Source organism: Sphingosinicella soli (assembly GCF_014199685.1).
Lineage (GTDB): Bacteria > Pseudomonadota > Alphaproteobacteria > Sphingomonadales > Sphingomonadaceae > Sphingosinicella > Sphingosinicella soli.
This window is the reverse complement of sequence record NZ_JACHNZ010000019.1, coordinates 15,833-40,693: the sequence shown is the minus strand read 5'-3', so window position 1 is coordinate 40,693 and position 24,861 is coordinate 15,833. Positions and strand designations below refer to the sequence as shown.

The window sequence follows — 24,861 nt, the reverse complement described above, 5'->3', positions numbered from 1 at the left end:
AAATGTCAATACAGCGCAAAAGACTGAACCCTGAAGACAGTCGCGCCGCTGCGATTCAAGCCGCGCGCGAACTGCTGATCGAGGCGGGGCCGCAGGCGGTGACGCTGAAGGCCGTGGCGGGCCGTATCGGCCGCACGCACGCGAACCTGCTGCATCATTTCGGGTCGGCGGCGGGGCTGCAAAAGGCGCTGATCGCATCGCTCGCGGAGTCGGTGACGGCGCAGATCGGCGAGGCGGTGCTGCGCGCCCGCGCCGAAGGCAGCGACCCGCGCGAGGTCGTGGACCTGACCTTCGACGCGTTCGATCGCGGCGGCGGCGCGCTTGCGAGCTGGATGGTGCTTTCCGGGAACGAGGACGCGCTCAATCCGATCCTGGAGGCGATCCACCGCCTCGTCGACAAGCTCGGCGAAGGCCACGACACCGCCGACGCGCCGATCCAGGAGCAGACGCTGGCGCTGGTGCTGACCGCGCTCGGCAACGCGCTGCTCGGCGGGCCGATGGCGGCCGCGCTCGGCCTGCCCCGCGAAACCGCGCGCGAAATTGCGGCGGCGCAGCTCCGCGCGTCGATCGCGGCGCAGCGGGATACTAAAACGGGAGCTTGAAGCCCGGCGGCAGCGGCAGCGCCGACTGCATCTTCTGCATTTCCTCGTTGGAGGCCGCGTCCGCCTTGGCGCGCGCGTCGTTGAACGCGGCGGCGAGCAGGTCTTCGAGCATTTCCTTGTCGTCCGGCACGAGCAGCGACGGATCGATGTCGATCTTGATGATGCGGCCCTTGGCGCTGGCGCGCACGTTCACGAGGCCGCCGCCGGCTGTGCCCATCACTTCGATGGTATCGAGCTTGGCCTGCGCCTTCTGCAGCTCTTCCTGCACGTTCTGCGCGGCCTTCATGATGTCCTGAAGGTTTTTCACTGCGCGCTCCTTGATGATTCGGTTTCGGATGGATCGCCGATCTCATAGTCGACGAGTTCGGCGTCGGGGAAGACCTCGAACACGGCGCGCACCGCCGGATCGGCCATCACGCGCGCACGCTTCGCCGCCGCTTCGGCCTCGGCCTGCGCCTTCAGGCTCGGCGTTCCGGGCGAGGTGGTGAGCGTCACCGTCCAGCGCTCGCCGGTCCATTCCTTCAGGCACGCGCCGAGCCGCGAGGCGAAATCGGCGGGCGCATCCCCGGCGTTCAGCTCGATCGTCGGCGGCGCATAGCGCAGCAGCTGGCAGCGATCGTGGAGGATGGTTTCGAGCACCGATTCGTGCCCGTCCTCGAACATTTTCACGAACGCCTTGAAGTCGCGCGGCGCTGCCTTGAACGCCGATGGCGCGGATGCCGGCGGCGGACGCAGTTCGGTGGGCGCGGGCGGCGCGCTCCCCTCCCCGCGCGGCTCGGCGAGCAGACGGCGCACGAGGTCGCCCGGATCCGGCAGCGTGGAGGCGTGGATGATGCGCAGCAGCGCCATTTCGGCCGCCTGCATCGGCATCGGCGCGCTGCGGATTTCGGAAAGCCCCTTGAGCAGAAGCTGCCAGAGCCGGTGCAGGACCGGCGCGCCGAGGCTCCCCGCCCAGTCCGAAACGGCGGTGCGTTCCTCTTCGGACATCGCCGCGTCGGGCGTGCCCGTCACCTGCGCGCGGGTAACGCCGTGGACGAGTTCGAGCAGCGCCTCGAACAGCGCATCGGGGCTGGTGCCGAGCGCGTACTGCGCGGCGAGATTGTCGAGCGCGGCCTTGCCGTCGCCGCCGATCAGCGCGGCCAGCAGCTCGCGCGTGCGGCTGCGGTCCGAAAGCCCGAGCATGTCGCGCACGTCCTGCGCGATCACCTTGCCGTGGCCGTGCGCGAGCGCCTGATCGAGGATCGAGAGACCGTCGCGCACCGAGCCTTCGGCAGCGCGCGCGATCAACTGCAGCGCCTCGTCCTCGATCTCGGCGCCTTCCTTCGCGGTGATGCCGCCGAAGTGCGACGCGAGAAGCTCGGTCGGGATGCGTTTCAGATCGAAGCGCTGGCAGCGCGACAGCACCGTCACCGGCACCTTCTGGATTTCCGTCGTCGCGAAGATGAACTTCACGTGGCTCGGCGGCTCCTCCAGCGTCTTCAAAAGCGCATTGAAGGCGTTGCGCGACAGCATGTGGACTTCGTCGATGATGTATATCTTGTAGCGCGCCGACACCGCCGCATAGCGCGCCGCCTCGATGATCTCGCGCACGTCGTCGACGCCCGTGCGGGAGGCGGCGTCCATCTCTATCACGTCGATGTAGCGCGATTCGGAGATGGCCACGCACGGCTCGCAGACGTTGCAGGGGCTGATCGTCGCCCCGCCCTGCCCGTCCGGCCCGATGCAATTCAAGGACTTCGCGAGCAGCCGCGCGGTCGAGGTCTTGCCAACCCCGCGCACGCCGGTGAGCAGGAAGGCGTGGGCAAGCCGGTCGCCGGCGATGGCGTTCGCCAGCGTCTTCACCATCGCATCCTGCCCGATGAGCGTATCGAAGCCCTGCGGACGGTATTTGCGCGCGAGGACGCGGTAGGGTTCGGGAATCAGTTCAGACATCGCGCGCAAAGTGGCCGCTGGGCGGCAGGGGCGCAAGGCCGCTTAGGTCTGGCGATGTCGATTGAGGGTGGGAGCCGGAACGACCCGTGCGAAAATCGTTACGGCTGCTTCCTTCCGGACCTGACCGGGTTGGCGACGCGCCCGTCCGCCCGACTCCCGGCGCGCATATGGCGCGGGGGGATGGGGAAAGCAAGGGTGGGTGGCCACACCTCCCCGCTCGTCTTACCGGCGAAGGCCGGTATCCATACGCGCTTTGGTTATGGATACCGGCCTGCGCCGGTATGACGATAAGTGTGGCTCCGAACAAAGCGAAGTCGCCTTTCCGCCCAGTTCCGCAAAAAGTCGTCACACACTCCCCGGTTGCACCATGCCACCCACCGTGCTTTGACCTCCCGCGATGACCAGCCTCTTCGATCCCCGCTTCCCCCTCGCCCACACCGGCCTCATCGGCTCCCCCATCGAGCGGGACGACCGCATTCAGCGCAGCCCGGAGACGCTTTGGGCGGCGCGGGTGCATCCCGGCGCGCGGTGGATGGTGCTCGATGGGCTCAATCCGCTGATCGACGAGGACAGACCGGAGATTGCGTGGCTGCGCCGGTCCGAAGTGCCGGAGGCTGCGACCGAGGTTTATCTCGGCCTTGAGGACGGCAGCCCGCGCTTCGCCGTGGCGGGAAGCGCCGAGGGGCTGCCGGGCACGGCGGTCGATGCGCGCCGCGCCGCGATGCTGATGGACGATGGCCGCGCGGCGATCATCGCGCAGGCGCGCTCGCTGATCGACTGGCACCAGCGCCACGGCTTCTGCGCCAATTGCGGCGCGCCGACGGAGATGGTGAAGGCGGGCTACGGGCGCAACTGCTCCGGCTGCGGCGCCGAGCATTTCCCGCGTACCGACCCTGTGGTCATCATGCTCGCCATCGACGGCGACCGCGTTCTGCTCGGCCGCCAGCCGCGCTTTCCCAAGGGCTCGCTCTCCGCGCTCGCCGGGTTCGTCGAGGCGGGCGAGTGCTTCGAAGACGCCGTGCGCCGCGAAATCCGCGAGGAAGCGGGCATCATCGCCGGGCGCGTGGCCTATGTGGCGAGCCAGCCGTGGCCCTTCCCCTCCAGCCTGATGATCGGCTGCTTCGCCGAGGCGCTCTCCACCGAAATCAGCATCGACGAGGTGGAAATGGAGGAGGTGCGCTGGGTGACGCGCGACGAATGCGTCGCCGCGCTCGCCGGAAACGGCAGCTTCACCGTGCCGCCGCCGCTGGCGATTGCAAGGACGCTGCTGGAAACGTGGGTGGCGGCGACGGGGTGAAGCGGTTCAGGCCTGCGCCAGCGCCCCGGCCAGACGGTCGCGGATCGCGCGGAGCGAGGTGACGAATGCGGCGTCCACCGCAGTGGGCTGCGCAGGCCGTGCGAACAGTTCGCCGGGCGCGGCGGCTTCGGGCATCGTCACCGCCGGAGACACGGGTATTGTCGGCGCAGCCTCTCCGAGCAAGCCCTTCGCGCCCTTGTCCTTCAGGAGCTTCTGAACGCCCTTGATCGTATAGCCGTCGGTGTAGAGCAGGCGGTTGATCGCGCGCAGAAGTTCAACATCTTCAGGGCGGTAATAGCGGCGGTTGCCACCGCGCTTCAACGGTTTCACCGCCGGAAAGCGCGTTTCCCAGAAGCGGAGCACATGCTGGGGCACGCCGATCGTTTCGGCGACCTCGCTGATGGTGCGGAAGGCGTCGGCGCTCTTGTCCGCCATCACGCGCCTTCGTTGATGCGTTCGCGCAGGATCTGGCTGGGGCGGAAGGTGAGCACGCGGCGCGGCTCGATCGGCACTTCCTCGCCCGTTTTGGGGTTGCGGCCGATGCGGCGGTTCTTGTCGCGCAGGATGAAGCTGCCAAACGAGGATATCTTCACGTTCTCGCCCGCGATCAGCGCGTCCGACACCTTGTCGAGCACGGTTTCAACGAGCTGCGACGACTCCGCACGCGACAAACCGATGGTATTGTGGACCGCCTCGCCAAGCTCGGCGCGCGTCAATGTCGAAGACTTGTCCATAATCCGCTCCCGCGCAGAAAACCTCAATGCCGCCCGTATAATAGCGCAGTCTGTTGAAGAGTCTACCAGCGCAGCGCGGCGGCGCCCCAGGTGAAGCCGCCGCCCATCGCTTCGAGGAGCAGAAGGTCGCCGGTCTTGATGCGTCCGTCGCGCACGGCGGTGTCGAGCGCGAGCGGCACGGAGGCTGCCGACGTGTTGGCGTGGCGGTCGACCGTGATGACCACCTGATCGATGTCCAGCCCCAGCTTTTTGGCCGTGCTTTCAAGGATGCGGAGGTTCGCCTGATGCGGGATCACCCACGCCACGTCCTCCGCCTTGCAGCCGGCGACCTCCAGCGTCTCGGTCATCACCGAGGCAAGGTTGGTGACGGCATGGCGGAAGACTTCCTTGCCCTTCATGCGGACCTTGCCGACCGTTCCGGTCGAGGACGGGCCGCCATCCACGTAGAGCAGGCTGTTGTGGCGGCCGTCGGCATGGAGCCGCGCGGCAAGGATGCCGCGATCGTCCGCGTCGCCGTTGCCTTCGGAGCGTTCGAGCACAACCGCGCCCGCGCCGTCGCCGAAGAGCACGCAGGTCGTGCGGTCCTCCCAGTCCAGAATGCGGCTGAACGTCTCCGCGCCGATGACGAGCGCATGGCGCATCGTTCCGGCGCGCAGCATCGCGTCCGCCACGGTGAGCGCGTAGAGGAAGCCCGAGCAGACCGCCGCGACGTCGAACGCCACGCAATCGTTAATGCCCAGCTTCTCCTGAACGGTCGTGGCGGTTGCCGGGAAGGTCTGGTCCGGCGTCGCGGTGGCGACGATGATGAGGTCGATTTCCGAGGGCTCGCGCCACGCCGCCTTCAGCGCGGCGCGCGCCGCCGCAACCGCGAGGTCGGAGGTGAACTCGCCCTCCGCCGCGATGTGGCGCTGGCGGATGCCCGAGCGTTCGACGATCCACTCGTCCGTGGTGTCAACCGTTTCGGAAAGCTCGGCGTTGGAAACGACCCGCTCTGGCAGATAGCTGCCGGTGCCGGTGACGATGGTGCGTGCGACGAGTCCGGTCATTGCGCGGCCTGCACTGCGGGCGGCGCGGTGCGATGCGCCTGGAAATTGTCGAGATCCTCGCGGATGCGATGAGCGATGTCGTCCACCACCAGGTCGTGCGCAACACGGATCGCGTTGGCGAAGCCCTGCGCGGTCGCGCCGCCGTGGCTTTTCACCACAAGGCCGTTGAGACCGAGGAAAACCGCGCCGTTGTGCGCGTTGGGATCGAGGTGGCTGCGCAGCGAACGCAGCGCGCCGCGCGACATGAAGAAGCCGAACATCGAAAAGATGCTGCTCTTGAACGCCCGCGTCAGCAGCTCGACGACGAGGCGCGCGGTGCCTTCGGCGGTCTTGAGCGCGATGTTGCCCGAAAAGCCGTCGCTGACGATGACGTCCACGTCGCCGCGGCCGATCTTGTCGCCCTCCACGAAACCCGCGAACTGCATGGGAAGGTCGGCGGAGCGCAGCAGCGCGGCGGCGTGTTTCAGTTCGTCGGTGCCCTTCAGGTCTTCCTCGCCGATGTTGAGCAGCGCCACGCGGGGCGTCGCAAGGCCGAGCACGGTGCGCGCAAAGGCGGCGCCCATCACGGCGAACTGCACGAGGTTTTCGGAATCGCATTCGGCGTTGGCGCCGAGGTCGAGCATGACGGAATCGTTTTTCGCCGTCGGCAGCAGCGCCGCGAGCGCGGGGCGGTCGATGCCCGGCATCGTGCGGAGGCCGAGCTTGGCGATCGCCATCAGCGCGCCGGTGTTACCGGCGGACACGGCGGCGTGCGCCTCCCCGGCCTTCACCGCGTCGACGGCAAGCCCCATCGAGGACTGGCGCGCGCGGCGCAGCACCTGGCTCGGCTTGTCGGTGCCCAGGATTTCGCCGTCGGTATGCACGACGACGGCGTCGCGCGCGACGAGCGGCGCTTTGGCGAGTTCGGCGCGGATGGCGTCTTCGCGTCCGTAGAGCCGGAATCGGATCTCGGGATGGCGCGTGCGCGCGATCTCGGCGGCGGCGATTGTCACCGCCGGGCCGCCGTCGCCACCCATGACGTCAAGTGCTATGACAGGCGCGACCGTCATCGGACGCATCCCGGAGCGCTCTCCACCGGTTTATGCGCCGGCTTCGACAACCTCTCGGCCATTGTAGAAGCCGCAGGCGCCGCACACGTTGTGCGGAAGCTTGAGCTCGCCACAGTTGGAGCATTCCTGGAACGTCGTCGCGCTGAGCGCGTGATGGCTACGACGCATATTCCGCCGCGATGGCGAGGTTTTTCTTTTGGGGACAGCCATGCGGCACCTGTTACCTTCAACGTGGTTTTTCGTACACCGGCCGACCTTTCAGGACAATAGAAATTGCCCCGGAAACCCGCCGGATTCGGTTGAGCGCGAGAACATAGCGATTCATCGCCGTGATGCAAGTGGGCTTTCTGTTGCACGGGTGCGACTATATCAGGCGCGCGCCAGAACCGCATCCGCGACGAACGGATTCGATTGCCGTTCCTGCCCGAATGTCGACATCGGCCCGTGGCCCGGCACGAATGCGGTGTCGTCGCCGAGCGGCCAGAGTTGCGTGCGGATGGACTCGATAAGCGCCTGGTGATTGCCCTTCGGGAAGTCGGTGCGGCCGATCGATCCCTGGAACAGCACATCGCCGACGATGGCGAGTCGGCTCTCCGGGTGATGGAAAATCACGTGGCCCGGCGTGTGGCCGGGGCAGTGATAGACGTCGAGTGTCAGCTCGCCCACGGTCACGGTGTCGCCGCCGGCAAGCCAGCGGTCGGGCGTGAACGGCGCAGCGCCGGTGATGCCGTATTGGTGGCCGACGCTGCTCGCCATGTCGATCCAGAACTTATCTTCGGGATGCGGCCCCTCGATGGGCACGCCGAGCTGGTCCGCAAGCACGCCCGTAAGCCCGCAGTGATCGATATGGCCGTGCGTGACGAGCAGCTTTTCGATGGTGACGCCGTACTGCGCCGCCGTCGCTTTCAGCTTGTCGAGGTCGCCGCCCGGATCGACGAACGCGCCGCGCATGGTGCGCGTACACCAAAGCAACGTGCAGTTCTGCTCCAGCGGCGTGACCGGAACGATCGCAGCGGCCAGCGGACGGGTGTCGGTCGTCATATGCGCAGCAATGAGGCCCGCAAGGGTGGAATGTCAACGGCTTGAGAGGGCATGGGGCGCGGTGCCCAGCAGGTAGCGTTGCCAGAACAGCACAGTCACGAGGAACTGGTAGTCGGCATTGGGCTTTTTCTCGAACCCGTGCCCCTCGTCCTCTGCGACCACATGCCACGCCGTGCCGCCGCGTGCGCGCAGCGCCGTCACGATCCGGTCCGCCTCCGCAGGCGGCACGCGCGGATCGTTCGCACCGGTGACGACGAGAACCGGGGCGCGGATTCGGTTCGCGCGCGTCAGCGGCGAGATCGCCTTCAGCTTGCGCCGCTCGGCGGGATCGCGCTCGTCGCCGTATTCGAGACGGCGCAGATCGCGGCGGTATTCGCCCGTGCCTTCCAGAAAGGTCACGAAATCGGAAATGCCGACCGTGCTCACCCCCGCGCGAAAGTCCTTCGGGTAGCGGATCAGCGAGGCGAGCGTCATGTAGCCGCCGTAAGAGGCACCGCTCACCGCCATGCGCGACGGATCGATGCCCGGATCGCGGCGCAGGCGTTTCAGGAACGCCCCCACGTCGCGCACCGCATCTTCGCGGCGCAGCGGCCCGTTATCGAGCGCAACGAAGGTTTTGCCATAGCCCGTGGAGCCGCGCACGTTGGGGAAAAACAGCGCGATGCCGAGTTCGTTGACGCTGTGGTTGGCGGGGCCGAGGAAGCCGGGGCGCGACTGCCCCTCCGGTCCGCCGTGGAAAACCATCACCAGCGGGCGCGGCCCCGGAAAGCGCGCGGGATCGGGCCGGTAAAGCAGCCCGGAAACCGGAAGCCCGTCGAAACTCTTCACCGCGACGATCTCGGGCTCTACCCCCGCAGGCAGTCCCGCGCCGCTTTGTGTCCAGCGCGTCAGGCCGGGCCCGTCGGGGTCGAACGACCAGACATCGCCGGGGGAGGATGCCGTCGCCAGCGAAAACCCGACCTCGCCCCACGGTGCCACCGAAAGCCCGGTGATGATGCCGCCGGGAAGCGGCGGCGCTGCGCGCGGGCGTCCGGTGGGAAGATCGAGCAGGCGCAGCCGCGACACCCCGTTTTCGTTCAGCACATAGGCAAGGAAGCGCCCGTGCGGATCGATGCGGAAGTCCTCCACGGACCAGTCGGTTTCGGCGTTCAGCCTGCGCGGCAGGCCGGTCGCGCGGTCGATCTCGGCAAGATAACGATGCTCCGCCCCGAAATCGGTGATGGCGAGGATCCGCCCGCCCGGTCCGTAGCGCGCCGATCCGAATGCGAACGGCTCGGCGGTCGGCGGTACCAGCGCCCGCAGCGCGCGCGTTTCGAGGTCGATCTCGAACAGGCGGCTGATCGTTACGGATATGTAATTGTAAAGCAGCGCGCGCGTTCCGTCGGCGGAGAAGTCGGCGAAGCTCCAGCCCCCGCCCCGCCCTTCCATCACCAGCCGGTCGGTCGCCGGATCGCGCGGATCCATGATGTGAAGATCGGTGTCGAGGCCGGTGCGCCGCGTCGTGGAATAGCCGATGCGCGCACCGTCCCGCGTCCAGCGGACGCCGAGGTTGCGCCCCTCCTCGCCGGTGAGGCTGATCATGCGGCCGTCTTCGACGCGGAAGATCTGGTAGTTTTCATCCCCCTGCCGGTCAGCGAGCGCCAGCATCACGTCGCCTGAAACCGGCGAGAACTCCCCGCCGATCACCGGCTCCTCGCCGAAGGTGAGCTGTCGCGGATCGGCGCCGGGCGCGGCCACTTCGTAGAGCTGGCGGCTGTCGTCGCGCGCGCCGATCAGCACCGATCGCCGCACCGGATGCCAGCCGAGAAGCCGCGCGGAGCGGTATTCGAGGTAGGGCTTCGCCTGCTCCAGCAGGGCTGCCGGCACGGGAGGAACCCCGCTTACGATGAGCGACGCGGGCGCCTCCACCGATGCGGCGCGGGCATCATGCGGGAGAAGGCTTGCGGCAAGCGCTGCAAGACCTGCTAAGAACCACCCCCGGATCATGACTTTTCGTTTTTTCACCGCCTCCACTCTAGTGACGACGCCGCGTGCACGGCAACGGGTGTCGTGCTGAGCGCGCCCTTCGTGGCGCTCGACGACGCGCGCGGCGACGGCACCGCGCCGTTCACGCTTTACAGCGGCGCGCACGAAATCGTCACGGCGATGCGGCGGGACGAGGTTCGCCCCGCGCTCGCGCTGCTGCGGCGCCGCGTCGCCGAGGGACGCCATGTCGCGGGCTTCCTCGCCTACGAGGCCGGGCACGCGCTGGAACCGCGCCTTGCCGCCATCCCGCAGCGCGATACCGAAGGCCCGCTGCTGTGGTTCGGTGTGTTCGATGCCCCGCAGCGCGTGCCGCCCGATACGCTTCTGAGCGCCGCCGCAGGGCGCGGCGTCCGCATTTCAGCGCCTGAACCCGCTCTGGATGCCGCGCGCTACGCGGCCTCGGTCGCACGGGTGAAGGCGCTGATCGAGGCGGGCGACATCTATCAGGCGAATCTCACCTTCCCCACCGGGCTTTCGGTCGAAGGCCACCCGCTTGCCCTCTATGCGCGGCTGCGGCGCGCGCAGCGGATGGGGCACGGCGCGATCGTGTTCACCGGAAGCACATGGGTTCTCTCTTTCTCTCCCGAACTCTTCTTCTCGCTTTCGGGCGACACATTGCAAACGCGCCCCATGAAGGGCACCGCCCCGCGCCGCCCGCTTGCCGGGGAGGATTCGGCCGCTGCCGCCGCGCTTGCCGCCGACCCGAAGAACCGCGCCGAAAACCTGATGATCACCGATCTCATCCGCAACGACCTCGCGCGCGTGGCGGAGGCCGGATCGGTGCGCGTGCGCGATGCCTTTGCGGTGGAGCGCTATCCCACCGTCCACCAGATGACGACGACGGTTGAGGCGCGGCTCCGCCGGGGCCTCGACGCGTTCGACGTGGTGGAGGCGCTCTTTCCGTGCGGTTCCATTACCGGCGCGCCCAAGATTCGCGCGATGGAGGTGATCGACGCCATAGAGGCCCGCGCGCGGGGCCTCTACACGGGCTCCATCGGCGCCGTCGGCCCCGGCACCGCGCAGTTCAACGTCGCGATCCGCACGATCGAAATCCGGAACCAAAACGCGACAATGGGCATTGGATCAGGCATTGTCGCCGATAGCGATGCGGCGTCTGAGTGGCGCGAGTGCGGAGAGAAAATGGCGTTCGTCAGCGCATCGGGACGGCCGTTCCACCTCATCGAAACGATGGGCTTCACGCCCGACGAGGGGATTGCCCACCTCTCGCTGCACCTCGAACGGCTGGAAGACTCCGCCGTTCGGCACGGCTTCCGCTTCGACCGGCACGATGTCCGCAATCTGTTGCAGGCCGCTGTCGGCGCGCTGCGGGCTCCGGCCCGAATCAAGCTGGTGCTCGCGGCGGGCGGCGCGGCGGCGATAAGTTGCGCCCGGATGCCGGCCACACCGGTTTCGGCGAAGGTCGCCATCATGCCGCTGCCGGTGCCGCCCGGCGACCCGAGGCTCGCGCACAAGACCAGCGACCGCACATTCTACGATGCCGCCCGCCGCGCCTCCGGCATGGACGAAGTGGTCTTCGAACGCAGCGACGGGCGGCTCACCGAGGGCAGCTTCACCAACCTGTTCGTCGAGCGCGGCGGCGTTCTGCTGACCCCGCCCGCAAGCGACGGCCTGCTGCCCGGCGTGCTGCGCCGCCATCTTCTGGAAACCGGCCGCGCGCGGGAGGCGCCCCTTACCCGCGCCGATCTGGAGGACGGTTTCTTCCTCGGCAACGCCCTGCGCGGACTTTTTCGCGCGGTGCTGGTTGCCCAGCAAAGCGCTTGATCCTAAGAGGCCCGCGCAGCCCATAAGCGGAGCCTCTCAATGACCTTCCTGTCCGACGCCATCCAGCGCATCCAGCCTTCCCCCACGCTCGCCGTCACGCAGAAGGCCGCAGCGCTGAAAGAGGCCGGGCGGGACATCATCGGGCTCGGCGCGGGCGAGCCCGACATGCCCGTGCCGGACTTCGTGGCGGAGGCCGCCATCGCCGCCATTCGCGGCGGGCAGAACAAATACACCACCGTAGACGGCACCAACGCTCTGAAAGCGGCCGTACGCGGCAAGTTCAAGCGCGACAACAACCTCGATTACGGTCTCGACCAGATCACCGTGAACGTCGGCGGCAAGCACACGATCTTCAACGCGCTGCTCGTCACGCTGAACGCGGGCGACGAGGTCATCATCCCCGCGCCTTACTGGGTCTCCTACCCCGATATCGTGCAGTTCTGCGGCGCGAAGCCGGTGTTCATCTCGGCGGGTATCGAGGCTGGTTTCAAGATTACGCCCGCGCAGCTTGAAGCGGCGATCACGCCGAAAACGCGCTGGCTGATCCTGAATTCGCCGTCGAACCCCACGGGCGCCGTCTACACGCGCGCGGAAATCGCCGCGCTCGGCGAGGTGCTGCGCCGCCATCCGCAGGTGTGGGTGATGTCGGACGACATGTACGAGCACATCATCTACGATATCGAATTCGCGACCATCGCCGATGTCTGCCCCGATCTGTACGACCGCACGCTCACCGTGAACGGCGCCTCCAAGGCCTATTCGATGACCGGCTGGCGCATCGGTTTCGCGGGCGGACCCGCGCCGCTCATCAAGGCGATCGCCAAGATCCAGTCGCAATCGACCACCAACCCCTGCGCGATCGCGCAGGCGGCGGCGACAGCGGCGCTGAACGGCCCGCAGGACTTTTTGAAGGCGCGCGTCGAAACCTTCCGGGGCCGCCGCGACCTCGTCGTCTCGATGCTGAACCAGACAGACGGCCTCAAGTGCGCGACGCCCGACGGCGCATTTTATGTGTACCCGGATTGCACGGGGCTGATCGGACGCACGACGCCTTCGGGCGCGGTGCTCGCCAGCGACGAGGATGTCGCGGGCTATCTGCTGGAAGCGGAAGGCGTTGCGGTGGTCCACGGCGGCGCATTCGGCGTATCGCCCGCGTTCCGCATCTCCTACGCGACCTCGACCGAACTTCTGGAGGATGCCTGCACGCGCATGCAGCGCGCCTGCGGGGCGCTGAAGGCGGCGTAAGGCCCTAAACCAGTTCCGACACCACGTGGATGGTCAGGCCGACGAGGCCGCCGACCAGCGTACCGTTGATGCGGATGAACTGAAGGTCGCGGCCCACTGCGGCCTCGACGCGGTCGGTGACGGTTCTCGCGTCCCAGCTCCGCACCGTGTCGGAAACGATGCGCACCAGTTCGTCGCCGTAGTCCGCGACCACGCCCACGATGGCGCGGCGCGTATACTTGTTGAGCGCGCGCCGAAGCGCAGGGTCGTTTTCGATCGTCTGGCCGATATGGCGCGCGGCCTCTCCCAGCCGTCCCGCCAGCGCCTGATCGGGGTCGGCGAGCGAGGCGCGCAGCGAGGCCTTGGCGTTCGTCCAGATGCCGTCGAGGAAACCGCCGAGTTCGGGATTCTCGATGAGTTCGAGCTTCAGCGTCTCCACCCGTGTCTGCATCTCCGATTCGAACTGAAGATCGAACGCGACGTCTTTCAGCGCCTCCATCACCTTCAGGCGCAGCGGATGCTCGGGGTCTGCGGACATCTCGTTCAAAAGCCGCCGCAGCGCCTCGATGATCGAGTTCGCCAGCCGCTCGTCGAGCGAGGCCAGCCGCAGCAGCCACATCGTCCGCGCTTCCACGAGATCGCGGATCAGCCCCTCGTTCTGGTCGAGCACGCGGGCGAGCCACGTGATGCCGGAATCGACGAGCGGCTGCAGCCGCCCCTCGTCGATCGAGCGGTCGAGCACGCGGCCGATCAGCGGCGCCAGTTCGAAACGGCGCAGATTGCCGCCGACGGCGCCGCGTATCCATCCCGACACCGCTTCGTTGTCGAGCGCGTCGAGAAGCTGGATGCCGAGTTTGCCGATGCTCCCGCGCAGCCGTGTTTGGGCCGGCGGCGCCGCCAGCCAGCGCCCGACGGCGCCCGCCATATCCACGCCGCGCATGCGCCGCGCGACGATCGCCGGTTTCAGGAAGTTCGTCTTCACGAACAGCGCGAGGTTATCGCCGAGCCGGTCCTTGTTCTTGGGGATGATCGCGGTGTGCGGGATCGGCAGGCCGAGCGGATGGCGGAACAGCGCCGTCACCGCGAACCAGTCGGCCAGCCCGCCGACCATCGCCGCCTCGGCGAAGGATTCGACGTAGGGCGCCCAGACGAAAGCCTCGCCCAGAGCCCGCGCGGCAAGGAACACCGCCGCCATCAGCAACAGCATACCCGTGGCGACGATCTTCATGTGCCGCGCCGGATCGGCCGTTACCCATGTGCGTGCTGACCCGATCGTCCCGTCCTACTCGGCGGGAGCGGCGGGAGCGGCAGACGCCGCCGCCGACGGCTTGCCGGGATGATCGTGGGTCAAAAGTTTGCCGAGCTTGCCGCCCATCCAGCGCTCGAAGTCGTCGGCAAGGCTGAAAGCGGACGGAACGATCACGAGTGTCAGCAGCGTCGAAAGCAGCAGCCCGCCGATCACGGTGATGCCCATCGGGGCGCGCCAGGCGCCGTCGCCGGTCAGCGATAGCGCCGTGGGCAGCATGCCCGCCGCCATCGCCACCGTGGTCATCACGATCGGCTGCGCGCGCTTGTGGCCTGCATCGATGATCGCCGTCACCTTGTCGACACCCTTGTTCATCTCCTCGATCGCGAAATCCACGAGCAGAATGGAGTTTTTCGCAACAATGCCGAGCAACATCAAGAGGCCGATCATCACGGGCATCGAGATCACCTGCCCGGTCAGATGCAGCGCCAGCGCCCCGCCGAGCGGCGCGAGCAGCAGCGAACCCATGTTCACGAACGGCGGCATGATGCGCTTGTAGAGCAGCACGAGCACCGCGAACACGAGCAGCACGCCCGAAATCACCGCCATCGTGAACTGCGTGACGAGTTCGGCCTGCATCTTCGATTCGCCGAACTCCACGCGCTCGACGCCCGAGGGCAGGTTGCGCACCGTGGGCAGCGCGAACGCGACCTTGGAGCCTTCGCCCTTCACATACCCCTCGGCAAGATCGGCGCCCACGATGATGCGGTCACGCTGGTTGTAGCGCCTGAGGATGGAGGGGCCTGCGCCGAAACCGATATCGGCCACGACTTTCAGCGGCACGGACCCGCCGCTCGCCGTCGGCACCGGCAGGTTTTCGATCGTGGCGATATTCTTGCGCGAGTCCGCAGGCAGCACGACGCGGATCGGGATCTGCCGATCCGACAGCGAGAACTTGGCGACGTTCTGATCGATTTCGCCGATCGTCGCGATGCGGATCGTTTCGCTGAGGTCGGCGGTGGTGATGCCGAGTTCCGCGGCGAGATCGAAATGCGGCGAGATGACGATCTCGGGCCGCTGCAGATCGCCTTCGATGCGCGGGGCGACGAACATCTTCTGCGTCCGCATCTCGCCGACGATCTTCAGCGCGGTTTCGTGCAGAAGATCGTTGTCGTCACCGGCGATCATCACCGTCACGTCGCGCCCGCCGCCCCAGCCTTCCATGGACTGGAAGGTGATGCGCGCGTCGGGAATTTGCTGCAGTTCCGGCGCCAGCTGCCGCTGGTATTCGATGCTCGTGCGCTGCCGCTTCTCGCGTAGCTGCGTGTAGATCATGGCCTCGCCCGGCTGCTCGATATCGATGTAGCTGAGCTGCGTTTCAGGCTGTTTCAGCAACACGGCATTGGCGGCTTCGGCCTTGGCGCGCGTCTGTTCGAGTGTCGTGCCCGGCACCATTTCGATCTTGAGCTGGGTCGAATCCTGATCGGATTCGGGCTGGAAGGTGAACGGCAGCGTCGCAAACGACACGACCGTGAGAAGCAGCGCGACGACGCCGAAGCCCATCACCCACATACGGTGATCGGCAAGACGCCAGAAATGGCGCTTCCAGTCCCGCCGCGCGCGCACCTTCTCGGCAGGCGCGGTATCGAGCGACCAGCGCAGCATCGCGAGGTAACGGTCCATCATCGGGCCGTCGCCGTGGTTCTCCTCGCCCTTCGCCTTCAGGAAATAGGCGGCGATCAGCGGCGTGATCATGCGCGCGACCGCAAGGCTCATCATGACGGCGACAACCACCGTCAGCCCGAACTGCTTGAAGAACTGACCCGTGATGCCGCCCATCAGACCGACAGGCAGAAACACGGCGGCAATCGCCGACGTGGTCGCGACAACGGCAAGCCCGATCTCGTCGGCAGCGTCCATCGATGCCTGATAGGCGGTTTTGCCCATGCGCATGTGGCGCACGATATTCTCGATCTCCACGATCGCATCATCCACGAGCACGCCCGCAACAAGGCTCAGCGCGAGGAGCGACAGGTTGTTCAGCGTGAAGCCCATCAGATCCATGAACCAGAAGGCCGGGATCGCCGACAGCGGGATCGCAGTGGCTGAAATCAGCATCGCCCGCCAGTCGCGCAGGAAAATGAACACGACGATCACCGCCAGCACGGCGCCTTCGATCAGCGCCGCCATCGAGGCTTCGTACTGGAGTTCGGTGTATTTCACCGTGGTGAACATCTCGGTGATCTTCACCTTGGGATACTCCGCCGCGAGCTGCTCGCGAACCTTCAGCGCCTCGTCGTAAACCGCGACGTCGGAAGACCCCTTCGCCTTGGCGAGGCGGATCGCGACCACCTGCCGCCCGTCGATCAGGCCCAGGCTGCGCTGCTCCCCATAGGAGTCGCGCACGTCCGCAACGTCGGACAGCCGCAGCGTCTGCCCTCCGACACTCAGTTGCGTTGCGCCGAGCGCCGCTGCGTCATCGGCGTTTCCGAGCACGCGCACCGCCTGCTCCGCGCCCGCGATTTCCGCGCGGCCGCCCGTGGCATTGAGATTGAGCCGGCGAAGCTGCTGATTGACCTGCGCGGCGGTGATGCCCTGCGCCTGCAGCTTCATCGGGTCCAGCTCGACGCGGATCTCGCGCGAAACGCCGCCGCCCCGGCTCGCCACCGACATGCCGGGCACGGAGAGCAGCCGCTTCGCCGCGACATTGTCGACGAACCACGACAGCTGCTCCAGCGTCATGTCCGTCGATTGCACCGTCCAGTAGGCGAGCACGCCTTCGATATCCTCGCGCACCACCTGCGGCTCCAGGATGCCCTGGGGCAGATCGCCCCTGACATTCTGCACCGCATCGCGCACGTCGTTGACGGCGCGGTCGATCGGCGTGCCGATATCGAACTGCACCACCGTGGTGGATGTGCCCTCGCTCACCCACGAGGTGATCTCGTCCACGCCGCTGACGTTGCGCACCGACGCCTCGACGATCTGCGTGATCTGCGTCTTCATTTCCGAAGGCGCGGCGCCCGGCTGGCTGATGATGATCTGTGCGACCGGAAAGCTCACGTCCGGGTTCTGGTTGATGTCCATGCGGATGAAGCTGACGATGCCCGCCAGCGTCAGCGCCACGAACAGCACGATCGGCGGAAACGGGTTCCGGATCGACCAGGACGAGATATTCCGCATCGTTTCGCTTCCTGCCGTCCGTGGCTTATTTCTGCGGCTTGTGCAGAACCGGGGTCACCTTCTCGCCCGGATTGAGGAACGCGCCCGCCGACATCACGACCTGCTCCTTGCCGGAAAGGCCGCTCGACACGCCCACGCCCGCCGATGAGACCATGCCCACCTTGATTTCGCGGCGCTCGACGGTGCCGTCCTGCAGCACGACGTAAACGTAGCTGCTCTCCGCATCGCCCATCACGGCCGATTCCGGCAGCAGCGGCCGGTCGGCCCTGCCCACTTCGATCCGCGCCGAGGCGAAGCCGCCCGGACGCAGCGAAGCATCGCCGGAAAGCGCAATGCGCACGAGCCCCTGGCGGGTCTGCGGATCGATGACCGGCTCCACCATCCAGATCCGCCCGGCATACCGGGTCTGCGAGCCGATCAGTTGCACCGTCGCCTCCTGGCCGACCTGCATACCGGAGAGATCCTGCTCCGCGACGAGCGCGCGCATTTCCATCGCGCCGTCCTGCGCCATGCGGAACACCGCGGCGCTGCCGGAGCTGACGACCTGGCCGGGTTCCACGTTGCGTTCAAGGATGAGCCCGGCTTCGGGCGCGCGGATATCGAGCCGCCCGAGGCGTGCCTGCGCTTCCCGCAACTGGGCCGCGGCGACGTTCACGTCGGCGTTGGCGCCGTCGCGCGTCGCCGTGCGGCGGTCGATGTCGGCCTTGGAAATGAAGCCGCGCGAGACAAGCGACTGCGCCCGGTCAAGCTCGGACTGTGCAAGCGCCGCATCGGCGCGGGCCCGCGTTACGGAGGCCTGCAGCTGGCTCACCTGCTGTTCGAGCACCGAACGGTCGATGCGCGCGAGCACCTGCCCCTTCTGCGCATAGTCGCCGGCATCCACGAGCACCGCCACGACAGCGCCGCCCTCGCCCTGAACGCCCACTGGCATATCGCGGCGCGCCGCGATGCTGCCGACCGCGCTGACGCTGTCGGCGACCTGCGTGACGCCGGGCACCATCACGGTGATGACCGGGCGGCTCGCATCGGGGTTTGCGGCAGGCGCATCGCCGCCGCCGCCGAAGATGAACCAGGCCGCAGCGGCCGCCGCGACGAGGATGACCGCCACGATCAGAATACGGCGACGGCTGCCGCCCTCCCCGGTCGATGACCACGACCGGGAAACGCTGCTCCTGAAAGAGCTATCGACGGGTTGATGCATGTTCATCGCCAGTGACTGTGCCTGTTTCGTATCGAAAGGTGTATTACCCGAATAGGTCAGTTCGCGCAAGGTCCGCATGACACCCGGGAGCATTCGAGCATGGCCCGGATGATGTAAAACGCGCGGCGATTAGCACGTTCAGAGCAATCAAACGAGCCAATAACCGAATATTTCAGCACACGTTGCGTAGACTCCACAGGAAGTTTCGGCTCGACAGGTATTCGATAAACGGATTTTATCATCGACGAACGCACGACAGGAGGTGTGTTCGCGGATCGCCCGGTCGGCATACCGCCGTTCCGGGACCGCAGGAAACGTGACAGTCATCTACGGTTTTTCTGAAAAACAGAGGGAGTGAGCAGATGGACTATGGTTTTCTCGGTTGGATCGTTGTCGGCCTCATCGCCGGCGTGCTCGCAAAGTGGATCATGCCGGGCAAGGATCCCGGCGGTATCATCGTCACCATTCTCATCGGTATCGCCGGTGGTCTGATCGGCGGCTATATCGGCAGCATGGTGGGTCTGGGCGGGGGGAACCTCGTCAACATCCTGCTCGCAACGGCAGGGGCGATCCTGCTTCTTTGGATCTATCGCCTCGTGAAGGCCCGGCAGGCTTAAAGCCGGGTTTTTTCAACTTCGGTTCATGTCAGGCGGCGGATAGGGCAACTTGTCCGCCGCCGATGCTTTGGGGCGGAAAACGAAAGGAATGAAAGACATGCGTACTGCAACGCTTCTCGCCATCGGCGCACTCGCCGCTGCCGCGGCCCCTGTCGCCGCCCAGACCGCGCCGAGCGTCCCCGCCGAAACCCTGCTGTCGCTGTCCGCGACCGGCGAGAGCACCCGCGTTCCCGATATCGCCGTGATCTCGGCGGGCGTCGTCACGCAGGCCGTGGAGGCGCGCGCCGCGCTGACCGCCAACAACAGCCAGATGACCCGCGTCGTCGCCGCGCTCAAGAAAGCCGGCATCGCCGACCGCGACATCCAGACCTCGAACATCAACCTGAACCCGCAGTACACGTACGAGGAGCGCAAGGCGCCGCAGCTGATCGGCTATCAGGCAAGCAACACGGTGACGGTGAAGCTACGCAAGCTCGCAAGCGCGGGCGATGTGATCGATGCGCTCGTCACGCAAGGCGCGAACCAGGTGAACGGCCCGAGCTTCGGCCTCGACAAGCCCGAGGAAGCGACCAACGAGGCCCGGCTCGACGCCGTGAAGAAGGCCCGCACGCGTGCCGATCTCTACGCAGGCGCCGCCGGAATGCGCGTGAAGCGCATCGTTTCGATCACCGAAGGCGGCGGCTACCAGCCGCCCTACCCGATGCCCAAGATGATGGTGCAGCGCGAATCCGCCGATATGGCGGCAGCACCCCCGATCGAAGCCGGCGAGGTCGGCACCAACGTCAACGTAACGGTGGTGTTCGAACTCCAGTAGGAAGAAATACCCCCCTCCGCTTCAGGGGAGGGGCCGGAGGTGGGGCGTATCCTCACGCTCGGCAGAGTCTGCCGGGACCGCCCCACCCCAAACCCCTCCCCTGAAGGGGCGGGGCTTTTCCCGAGCCGATACAGCGCTAAACGATGGTGGCGCCGCCGTCGATCACGATGCCCTGCCCGCTCGTGAAGCCGCCCGCCTTTGCCGCAAGAAACACCGCCATCCCCGCGATCTCGTCGGGATCGCCGATGCGCTGCAGCGTCGAATGCGCGGTCGCTTCCTTCAGGATTTCGGGATTGTCCCACAGCGCCTTCGCGAAGTCCGTCTTGATGAGGCCGGGGCAGATCGCGTTCACGCGCACGTTCGCGGGGCCGTATTCGGCGGCGTAGTTGCGCACCAGCTGCAGGTCCGCCGCCTTCGAGATGTTGTAGGCGCCGATCATGGTCGAGGCCTTCAGCCCGCCGATCGACGAGATGACGATGATCGCCCCGTCCTTCCGCGCGGCCATCTGCGGCGCCGCCATCTGGATCAGCCAGTGGTTCGAAACGATATTGTTGTGCAGGATTTTGGTGAACTGCTCATCCGCGATCCCCGCCATCGGCCCGAAGTACGGGTTTGAAGCGGCGTTGCAGACCAGGATATCGACCTTGCCGAGCTTCGCCGTCGCGCTGCTGATCAGCGCCTGAAGCTCTTCCTTCACGGAAATATTGGCCGTGATCGCGATCGCCGCGTCACGTCCGACGGCAGCGTTGATCTCGGCCACCGCCGCCTCGCACGCATCGAGCTTGCGGCTGGAGACGACGACATTCGCGCCGTGCTCCGCCATCCGGTGCGCGATCGCCTTGCCGATCCCGCGCGAGGAGCCGGTGATGACGGCGACCTTGCCGGTCAGGTCGAAAAGTTCGGGTATGCTCATGATGTCTCTCCCTCAGACACGTTCAATGATGATCGCGGGCGCCATGCCGCCCGCCGCGCACATGGTGACAAGCCCGCGCTTCAGGTCGCGCCGCTCCAGCTCGTCGAGCAGCGTACCGATCAGGATCGATCCTGTCGCGCCGATCGGGTGGCCGAGCGCCATCGCGCCGCCGTTCACGTTGACCCGGTCGCGGTCGAGCTTCAGGTCGCGGATGAATTTCTCCGCGACGACGGCGAACGCCTCATTGATTTCGAACAGGTCGATATCATCGACCGTCAGCCCGGCCTTCGCCAGCACCTTCTTCGCGGCCGGCACCGGCGCATTCAGCATCAGCGTGGGGGAATCGCCCATGTTCGCCATCGCCACGACGCGCCCGCGCGGCTTCAACCCGCGCTTTGCCGCGTAGGCGGGCGATGCCAGCAGCAATGCCGCCGATCCATCGACAACCCCCGAGGAATTGCCCGCGTGGTGGACGTGTTCGATCTCGAGGTCCGGATAGGCCTGGCGGACAAGGCTGCGATAGGTCAGCCCGTCCTCGTCGAGCGGCATGTCGATCAGCCGCGTGAACGCGGGCTGCAGCTGCGCGAGACTTTCGAGCGTCGTGCCGGGGCGTGGAAACTCCTCCCGGTCGAGCGCCAGGCTGCCGTCCTCGCGGTAGACAGGCACCAGACTGCGATCGAAGTGCCCGCCCGCGATCGCGGCGGCGGCGCGCTGCTGGCTGAGCACGGCAAGCGCATCCAGATCGCGGCGGCTGATGCCCTCCAGCGTTGCGATCACGTCGGCGCAGACGCCCTGGTGCGGCTGCGGGTGGCGGCCGCGCAGGCGCCGGTTGCCCCGATCCATCGTGCGCGAGGCATCGGCGGAGACGCCCTGCCCGGTCTGCGACATCATCTCGGTGCCGCCCGCGACGATGCAGTCTTCCATCCCGGACATGATCGAGGCCGCCGCCATGTTCACCGTGGTGATGCCCGATCCGCAGAAGCGGTCGAGCGTCACCGCCGAGGAACGGATATCGTATCCGGCATCGAGCGCCGACATGCGGCCGAGGTCGCCCGCCGCCGGACCGGTCTGCGAACTCGTGCCCCAGATGATGTCGTCGACCTCGGCGGTGTTGAGATCGTTCCGTTCTGCAAGCGCCTTGAGCACAGTCGCGCCCACCTGCTGCGGGTGGATGTCGGCAAGCGCGCCCTTGCCGACCTTTCCGATTCCGCGGGGGGTTCTGACTGCATCGATAATCAGCGCTTCTGGCATGTCCGTCTCCGTTTTTTCCGTCTTCCGCGTCGCTCTAGAGGAAAGCGTGGGCGCGGCGATACCGCTTCAAACTCACAGCCTGTTTGCTTCCTTCCACGCTTTCGGCCACGGTTCGGGTTCATGCAGGGAGAGATCGTGCGCCGGTTCAGACACTCGCCGCCGCTTGAGCCGCGAACGCCGAGCCGGGCGCTGTCCGATACGGAAGCCACACGGCTCGGCCGCAGCATCAGGCGGGAAGCAGCCGCAAGGCCCGACCTTTCGGGCGTCCATTTGCTTGCCGACGCGCATCAGGCTTTCGCCGCGCGCATCCTCCTCGCCCGCGCCGCCGAGCGCAGCCTCGACGTGCAATATTACATCTGGCGCGACGATCTTTCCGGGATGCTCATGCTGGAGGCGCTGCGCGAAGCAGCGGATCGGGGCGTGCGCGTGCGGCTGCTGCTCGACGACAACGGCATCGCCGGCCTCGACGATCTGCTCGCCGCGCTCGACATCCATCCGATGATCGAGGTGCGGCTGTTCAACCCGTTCTTCTTCCGCCACCCCAAGGCGCTCGGCTACCTCACCGACTTCAAGCGTCTCAACCGGCGGATGCACAACAAGAGCTTCACGGCCGATTGCCAGGCGACGATCATCGGCGGGCGCAACGTCGGCGACGAATATTTCGCCGCGCGCGACGGCGATCTCTTCGCCGATCTCGACGTTCTCGCAATCGGCGCGGTGGTCAGCGACGTGTCGCGCGATTTCGATCGCTACTGGAACTGCGCCTCGTCCTGGCCCGCGGCGCGCGTGCTCCCCGTCGTGGGCATCGACCAGCTGGAGGAGCTTGCGCGGCGTTCGGCGGAGGTGCGCGCCGACCCCAGGGCGAAGACCTACATCGAGACGGTGCAGTCGCTGCCCTTCATTTCCGATATGCTCGACGGCTCGCTGCCGTTCGTCTGGGCGCCCGTCCGGATGGTGAGCGACGACCCGGCCAAGGTGCTCGACAAGGCGAAGCCCGGCACGTCGCTGGGCGAACAGTTGCAGGATGCGATCGGGCAGCCCCGGCGCGAAATCGGGCTCGTTTCCGGCTATTTCGTGCCCACGGCCGCAGGCGTCACCGCGTTTGCGGGTCTCGCCGCGCAGGGCGTTCACATCAGCGTGCTGACGAACGCGCTCGAATCGACCGACGTGGCGATCGTCCACGCCGGCTACGCGAAGCGCCGCAAGCCGCTGATCCAGGCGGGCATCCGCCTGTTCGAGATGCGGCGCCCGCACGCGGGCACGCGCCGCAAGCGCCGCCTGCCGCTTGGCGTCGGCGGATCGGGCGCGTCCTCCGTCACCGGATCGATCCTCCGCTCAAGCGGCTCGATGCTTCACGCCAAGACCTTCACGGCGGACCGCGAGCGGCTGTTCGTCGGATCGTTCAATTTCGATCCGCGTTCGCTGCATCTCAACACCGAACTGGGCTTCGTCATCGAATCCCCGGAGCTTGCGCGAGACGTGCAGGACGCCTTCGAAAGCGCGATTCCGATGAGCGCCTACGAGGTGACGCTGAGCGACAGCGGCCGCCTGCGCTGGATCGCACGCACCGAGGACGGGATCGATGTCCACGACACCGAACCCGGCACCACGCTGCTCCAGCGCCTCGCCATCCGCCTCCTCGCGCGCCTGCCGATCGAGTGGCTTCTCTGAAGTTAAAGCCCCTCCTCTTCAGGGGAGGGGTTGGGGAGGGGCGGTGCCGCTTCTCCGAGGTCGCGTATGAGGATACGCCCCACCCCCGGCCCCTCCCCTGAAGAGGAGGGGTGAGACGCTCAGTAAACCACCACGCTGCGGATGCTTTCGCCTGCGTGCATCAGCTCGAAGCCCTTGTTGATCTCCTCAAGGCCCATGACATGCGTGATCATCGGATCGATCTCGATCTTGCCGGTCATGTACATGTCGATGATCTTGGGAACGTCGGTGCGGCCCTTGGCCCCGCCGAACGCCGTGCCGCGCCAGTTGCGCCCCGTCACGAGCTGGAAAGGCCGTGTGCTGATCTCCTTGCCCGCCTCGGCCACGCCGATGATGATGCTCGTGCCCCAGCCGCGATGGCAGGCCTCGAGCGCGGTGCGCATCACTTCGGTGTTGCCGGTTGCGTCGAACGTGTAATCCGCGCCGCCGTCCGTCATCGCGACGATCTTCGCGACGACATCCTCGCGGCTCATCCCCCTGGAGTTGAGGAAGTCCGTCATGCCGAAGCGGCGGCCCCATTCCTCGCGGTCCGGGTTGATGTCCACGCCGATGATCGTGTTCGCGCCCGCCATCCGCGCGCCCTGCAGCACGTTGAGCCCGATGCCGCCCAGGCCGAACACGACGACGTTGTCGCCGACCTGCACCTTGGCGGTATTGATGACCGCGCCCACGCCCGTCGTCACGCCGCAGCCGACGTAGCAGCTCGACTGGAACGGCGCGTCCTCGCGGATCTTCGCCACCGCGATTTCGGGCAGCACGGTGAAGTTCGAAAAGGTCGAGCAGCCCATATAGTGGAAGATCGGCTGACCCTTGTAGGAGAACCGCGTCGTGCCGTCGGGCATCAGCCCCTTGCCCTGCGTGGCGCGGATCGCGGTGCAGAGGTTGGTCTTCCCTGAAAGACAGCTTTTGCACTGGCGGCATTCGGGCGTGTAGAGCGGGATCACGTGGTCGCCCGGCTTCACCGAGGTGACGCCCTGCCCCACCTCGCGCACGACGCCTGCGCCTTCATGGCCCAGAACGCTCGGGAAGATGCCTTCGCTGTCGAAACCGTCGAGCGTGTAGGCGTCCGTGTGGCAGATGCCCGTCGCCATGATCTCGACCAGCACCTCGCCCGCCTTCGGGCCTTCAAGGTCGAGTTCCACAATCTCAAGAGGCTTCTTGGCTTCGAATGCCACAGCCGCGCGCGTCTTCATG

General features: G+C 66.8%; 22 protein-coding genes and 1 other RNA gene. 7 read left to right on the top strand and 16 right to left on the bottom strand.

Annotated elements, in window-relative coordinates; translation table 11 throughout:
- Positions 1 to 2: 2 nt before the first annotated feature.
- Positions 3 to 602: a TetR/AcrR family transcriptional regulator gene (locus tag GGQ98_RS09440; protein ID WP_184068537.1), complete on the top strand. Its 600-nt coding sequence runs from the start codon at positions 3 to 5 to the stop codon at positions 600 to 602.
- On the opposite strand, the gene GGQ98_RS09435 is transcribed toward GGQ98_RS09440, so the two are convergent.
- The 3 genes from GGQ98_RS09435 to ffs form a co-directional block, all read right to left on the bottom strand.
- On the bottom strand, positions 586 to 909 hold the full coding sequence (locus tag GGQ98_RS09435; protein WP_121049349.1) for a YbaB/EbfC family nucleoid-associated protein: 324 nt from the start codon (positions 907 to 909) through the stop codon (positions 586 to 588). The genes GGQ98_RS09440 and GGQ98_RS09435 overlap by 17 nt on opposite strands.
- Positions 906 to 2,534: a DNA polymerase III subunit gamma/tau gene (locus GGQ98_RS09430; protein ID WP_184068534.1), complete on the bottom strand. Its 1,629-nt coding sequence runs from the start codon at positions 2,532 to 2,534 to the stop codon at positions 906 to 908. The genes GGQ98_RS09435 and GGQ98_RS09430 overlap by 4 nt, the downstream gene beginning before the upstream one ends.
- Before the next feature lie 63 nt (positions 2,535 to 2,597).
- Positions 2,598 to 2,695: signal recognition particle sRNA small type (gene ffs, locus GGQ98_RS09425), an RNA gene on the bottom strand.
- A gap of 236 nt (positions 2,696 to 2,931) precedes the next feature.
- Here ffs and nudC point away from each other — a divergent pair.
- Positions 2,932 to 3,831, top strand: coding sequence for an NAD(+) diphosphatase (gene nudC / locus GGQ98_RS09420; RefSeq protein ID WP_184068531.1), 900 nt, complete (start codon positions 2,932 to 2,934; stop codon positions 3,829 to 3,831).
- 6 nt (positions 3,832 to 3,837) lie between these two features.
- Here nudC and GGQ98_RS09415 read toward each other — a convergent pair whose 3' ends face one another.
- The 7 genes from GGQ98_RS09415 to GGQ98_RS09385 form a co-directional block, all read right to left on the bottom strand.
- Positions 3,838 to 4,266, bottom strand: a complete 429-nt coding sequence (locus GGQ98_RS09415) for a MerR family transcriptional regulator (protein ID WP_184068528.1) — start codon at positions 4,264 to 4,266, stop codon at positions 3,838 to 3,840.
- On the bottom strand, positions 4,266 to 4,565 hold the full coding sequence (locus tag GGQ98_RS09410) for an integration host factor subunit alpha (protein WP_184068526.1): 300 nt from the start codon (positions 4,563 to 4,565) through the stop codon (positions 4,266 to 4,268). The genes GGQ98_RS09415 and GGQ98_RS09410 overlap by 1 nt, the downstream gene beginning before the upstream one ends.
- Before the next feature lie 62 nt (positions 4,566 to 4,627).
- Complete coding sequence (locus GGQ98_RS09405) at positions 4,628 to 5,611, bottom strand: beta-ketoacyl-ACP synthase III (RefSeq protein WP_184068523.1); 984 nt, start codon at positions 5,609 to 5,611, stop codon at positions 4,628 to 4,630.
- Complete coding sequence (plsX, locus tag GGQ98_RS09400) at positions 5,608 to 6,660, bottom strand: phosphate acyltransferase PlsX (RefSeq protein WP_184068520.1); 1,053 nt, start codon at positions 6,658 to 6,660, stop codon at positions 5,608 to 5,610. The genes GGQ98_RS09405 and plsX overlap by 4 nt, the downstream gene beginning before the upstream one ends.
- A 30-nt stretch (positions 6,661 to 6,690) precedes the next feature.
- Positions 6,691 to 6,870 (bottom strand): 50S ribosomal protein L32, encoded by a 180-nt coding sequence (gene rpmF / locus GGQ98_RS09395; protein ID WP_184068517.1) that lies wholly within the window; start codon positions 6,868 to 6,870, stop codon positions 6,691 to 6,693.
- A 159-nt stretch (positions 6,871 to 7,029) separates the two neighbouring features.
- Positions 7,030 to 7,701, bottom strand: coding sequence for an MBL fold metallo-hydrolase (locus tag GGQ98_RS09390; RefSeq protein WP_279380235.1), 672 nt, complete (start codon positions 7,699 to 7,701; stop codon positions 7,030 to 7,032).
- A gap of 33 nt (positions 7,702 to 7,734) precedes the next feature.
- Positions 7,735 to 9,705: a S9 family peptidase gene (locus GGQ98_RS09385; RefSeq protein ID WP_341534173.1), complete on the bottom strand. Its 1,971-nt coding sequence runs from the start codon at positions 9,703 to 9,705 to the stop codon at positions 7,735 to 7,737.
- Positions 9,706 to 9,750: 45 nt separating this feature from the next.
- Here GGQ98_RS09385 and pabB point away from each other — a divergent pair, with 45 nt between their 5' ends.
- Together pabB and GGQ98_RS09375 are read left to right on the top strand one after the other, a co-directional pair.
- On the top strand, positions 9,751 to 11,508 hold the full coding sequence (gene pabB, locus GGQ98_RS09380) for an aminodeoxychorismate synthase component I (RefSeq protein WP_341534172.1): 1,758 nt from the start codon (positions 9,751 to 9,753) through the stop codon (positions 11,506 to 11,508).
- 39 nt (positions 11,509 to 11,547) lie between these two features.
- Positions 11,548 to 12,753: a pyridoxal phosphate-dependent aminotransferase gene (locus GGQ98_RS09375; RefSeq protein ID WP_184068514.1), complete on the top strand. Its 1,206-nt coding sequence runs from the start codon at positions 11,548 to 11,550 to the stop codon at positions 12,751 to 12,753.
- Between the two features lie 4 nt (positions 12,754 to 12,757).
- Here the strand turns inward: GGQ98_RS09375 and GGQ98_RS09370 are convergent, their stop codons facing one another.
- From GGQ98_RS09370 to GGQ98_RS09360, 3 genes are read right to left on the bottom strand one after another with little or no spacing between them, the layout of a single operon-like run.
- Positions 12,758 to 13,960, bottom strand: a complete 1,203-nt coding sequence (locus GGQ98_RS09370; protein ID WP_184068511.1) for a DUF445 domain-containing protein — start codon at positions 13,958 to 13,960, stop codon at positions 12,758 to 12,760.
- Between the two features lie 54 nt (positions 13,961 to 14,014).
- On the bottom strand, positions 14,015 to 17,161 hold the full coding sequence (locus GGQ98_RS09365; protein WP_184068508.1) for an efflux RND transporter permease subunit: 3,147 nt from the start codon (positions 17,159 to 17,161) through the stop codon (positions 14,015 to 14,017).
- A 25-nt stretch (positions 17,162 to 17,186) separates the two neighbouring features.
- The gene (locus GGQ98_RS09360; RefSeq protein WP_184068505.1) at positions 17,187 to 18,362 is read right to left on the bottom strand and encodes an efflux RND transporter periplasmic adaptor subunit; all 1,176 of its coding nucleotides are present in this window, start codon (positions 18,360 to 18,362) and stop codon (positions 17,187 to 17,189) included.
- Positions 18,363 to 18,724: 362 nt separating this feature from the next.
- On the opposite strand from GGQ98_RS09360, the gene GGQ98_RS09355 reads away from it, so the two are divergent.
- Entirely contained in the window at positions 18,725 to 18,979 is a 255-nt protein-coding gene (locus tag GGQ98_RS09355; RefSeq protein WP_184068502.1) for a GlsB/YeaQ/YmgE family stress response membrane protein, read from the top strand.
- 97 nt (positions 18,980 to 19,076) lie between these two features.
- Positions 19,077 to 19,793: an SIMPL domain-containing protein gene (locus tag GGQ98_RS09350; RefSeq protein WP_207791334.1), complete on the top strand. Its 717-nt coding sequence runs from the start codon at positions 19,077 to 19,079 to the stop codon at positions 19,791 to 19,793.
- A gap of 136 nt (positions 19,794 to 19,929) precedes the next feature.
- On the opposite strand, the gene GGQ98_RS09345 is transcribed toward GGQ98_RS09350, so the two are convergent.
- Both GGQ98_RS09345 and GGQ98_RS09340 read right to left on the bottom strand, forming a co-directional pair.
- Entirely contained in the window at positions 19,930 to 20,706 is a 777-nt protein-coding gene (locus GGQ98_RS09345) for an SDR family NAD(P)-dependent oxidoreductase (RefSeq protein WP_184068496.1), read from the bottom strand.
- Between the two features lie 12 nt (positions 20,707 to 20,718).
- Complete coding sequence (locus GGQ98_RS09340) at positions 20,719 to 21,957, bottom strand: acetyl-CoA C-acetyltransferase (protein WP_184068493.1); 1,239 nt, start codon at positions 21,955 to 21,957, stop codon at positions 20,719 to 20,721.
- A gap of 135 nt (positions 21,958 to 22,092) precedes the next feature.
- On the opposite strand from GGQ98_RS09340, the gene GGQ98_RS09335 reads away from it, so the two are divergent.
- Positions 22,093 to 23,628 (top strand): phospholipase D family protein, encoded by a 1,536-nt coding sequence (locus GGQ98_RS09335; RefSeq protein ID WP_341534171.1) that lies wholly within the window; start codon positions 22,093 to 22,095, stop codon positions 23,626 to 23,628.
- Positions 23,629 to 23,747: 119 nt separating this feature from the next.
- Here the strand turns inward: GGQ98_RS09335 and GGQ98_RS09330 are convergent, their stop codons facing one another.
- Complete coding sequence (locus GGQ98_RS09330; protein ID WP_184068487.1) at positions 23,748 to 24,860, bottom strand: S-(hydroxymethyl)glutathione dehydrogenase/class III alcohol dehydrogenase; 1,113 nt, start codon at positions 24,858 to 24,860, stop codon at positions 23,748 to 23,750.
- Position 24,861: the final 1 nt, after the last annotated feature.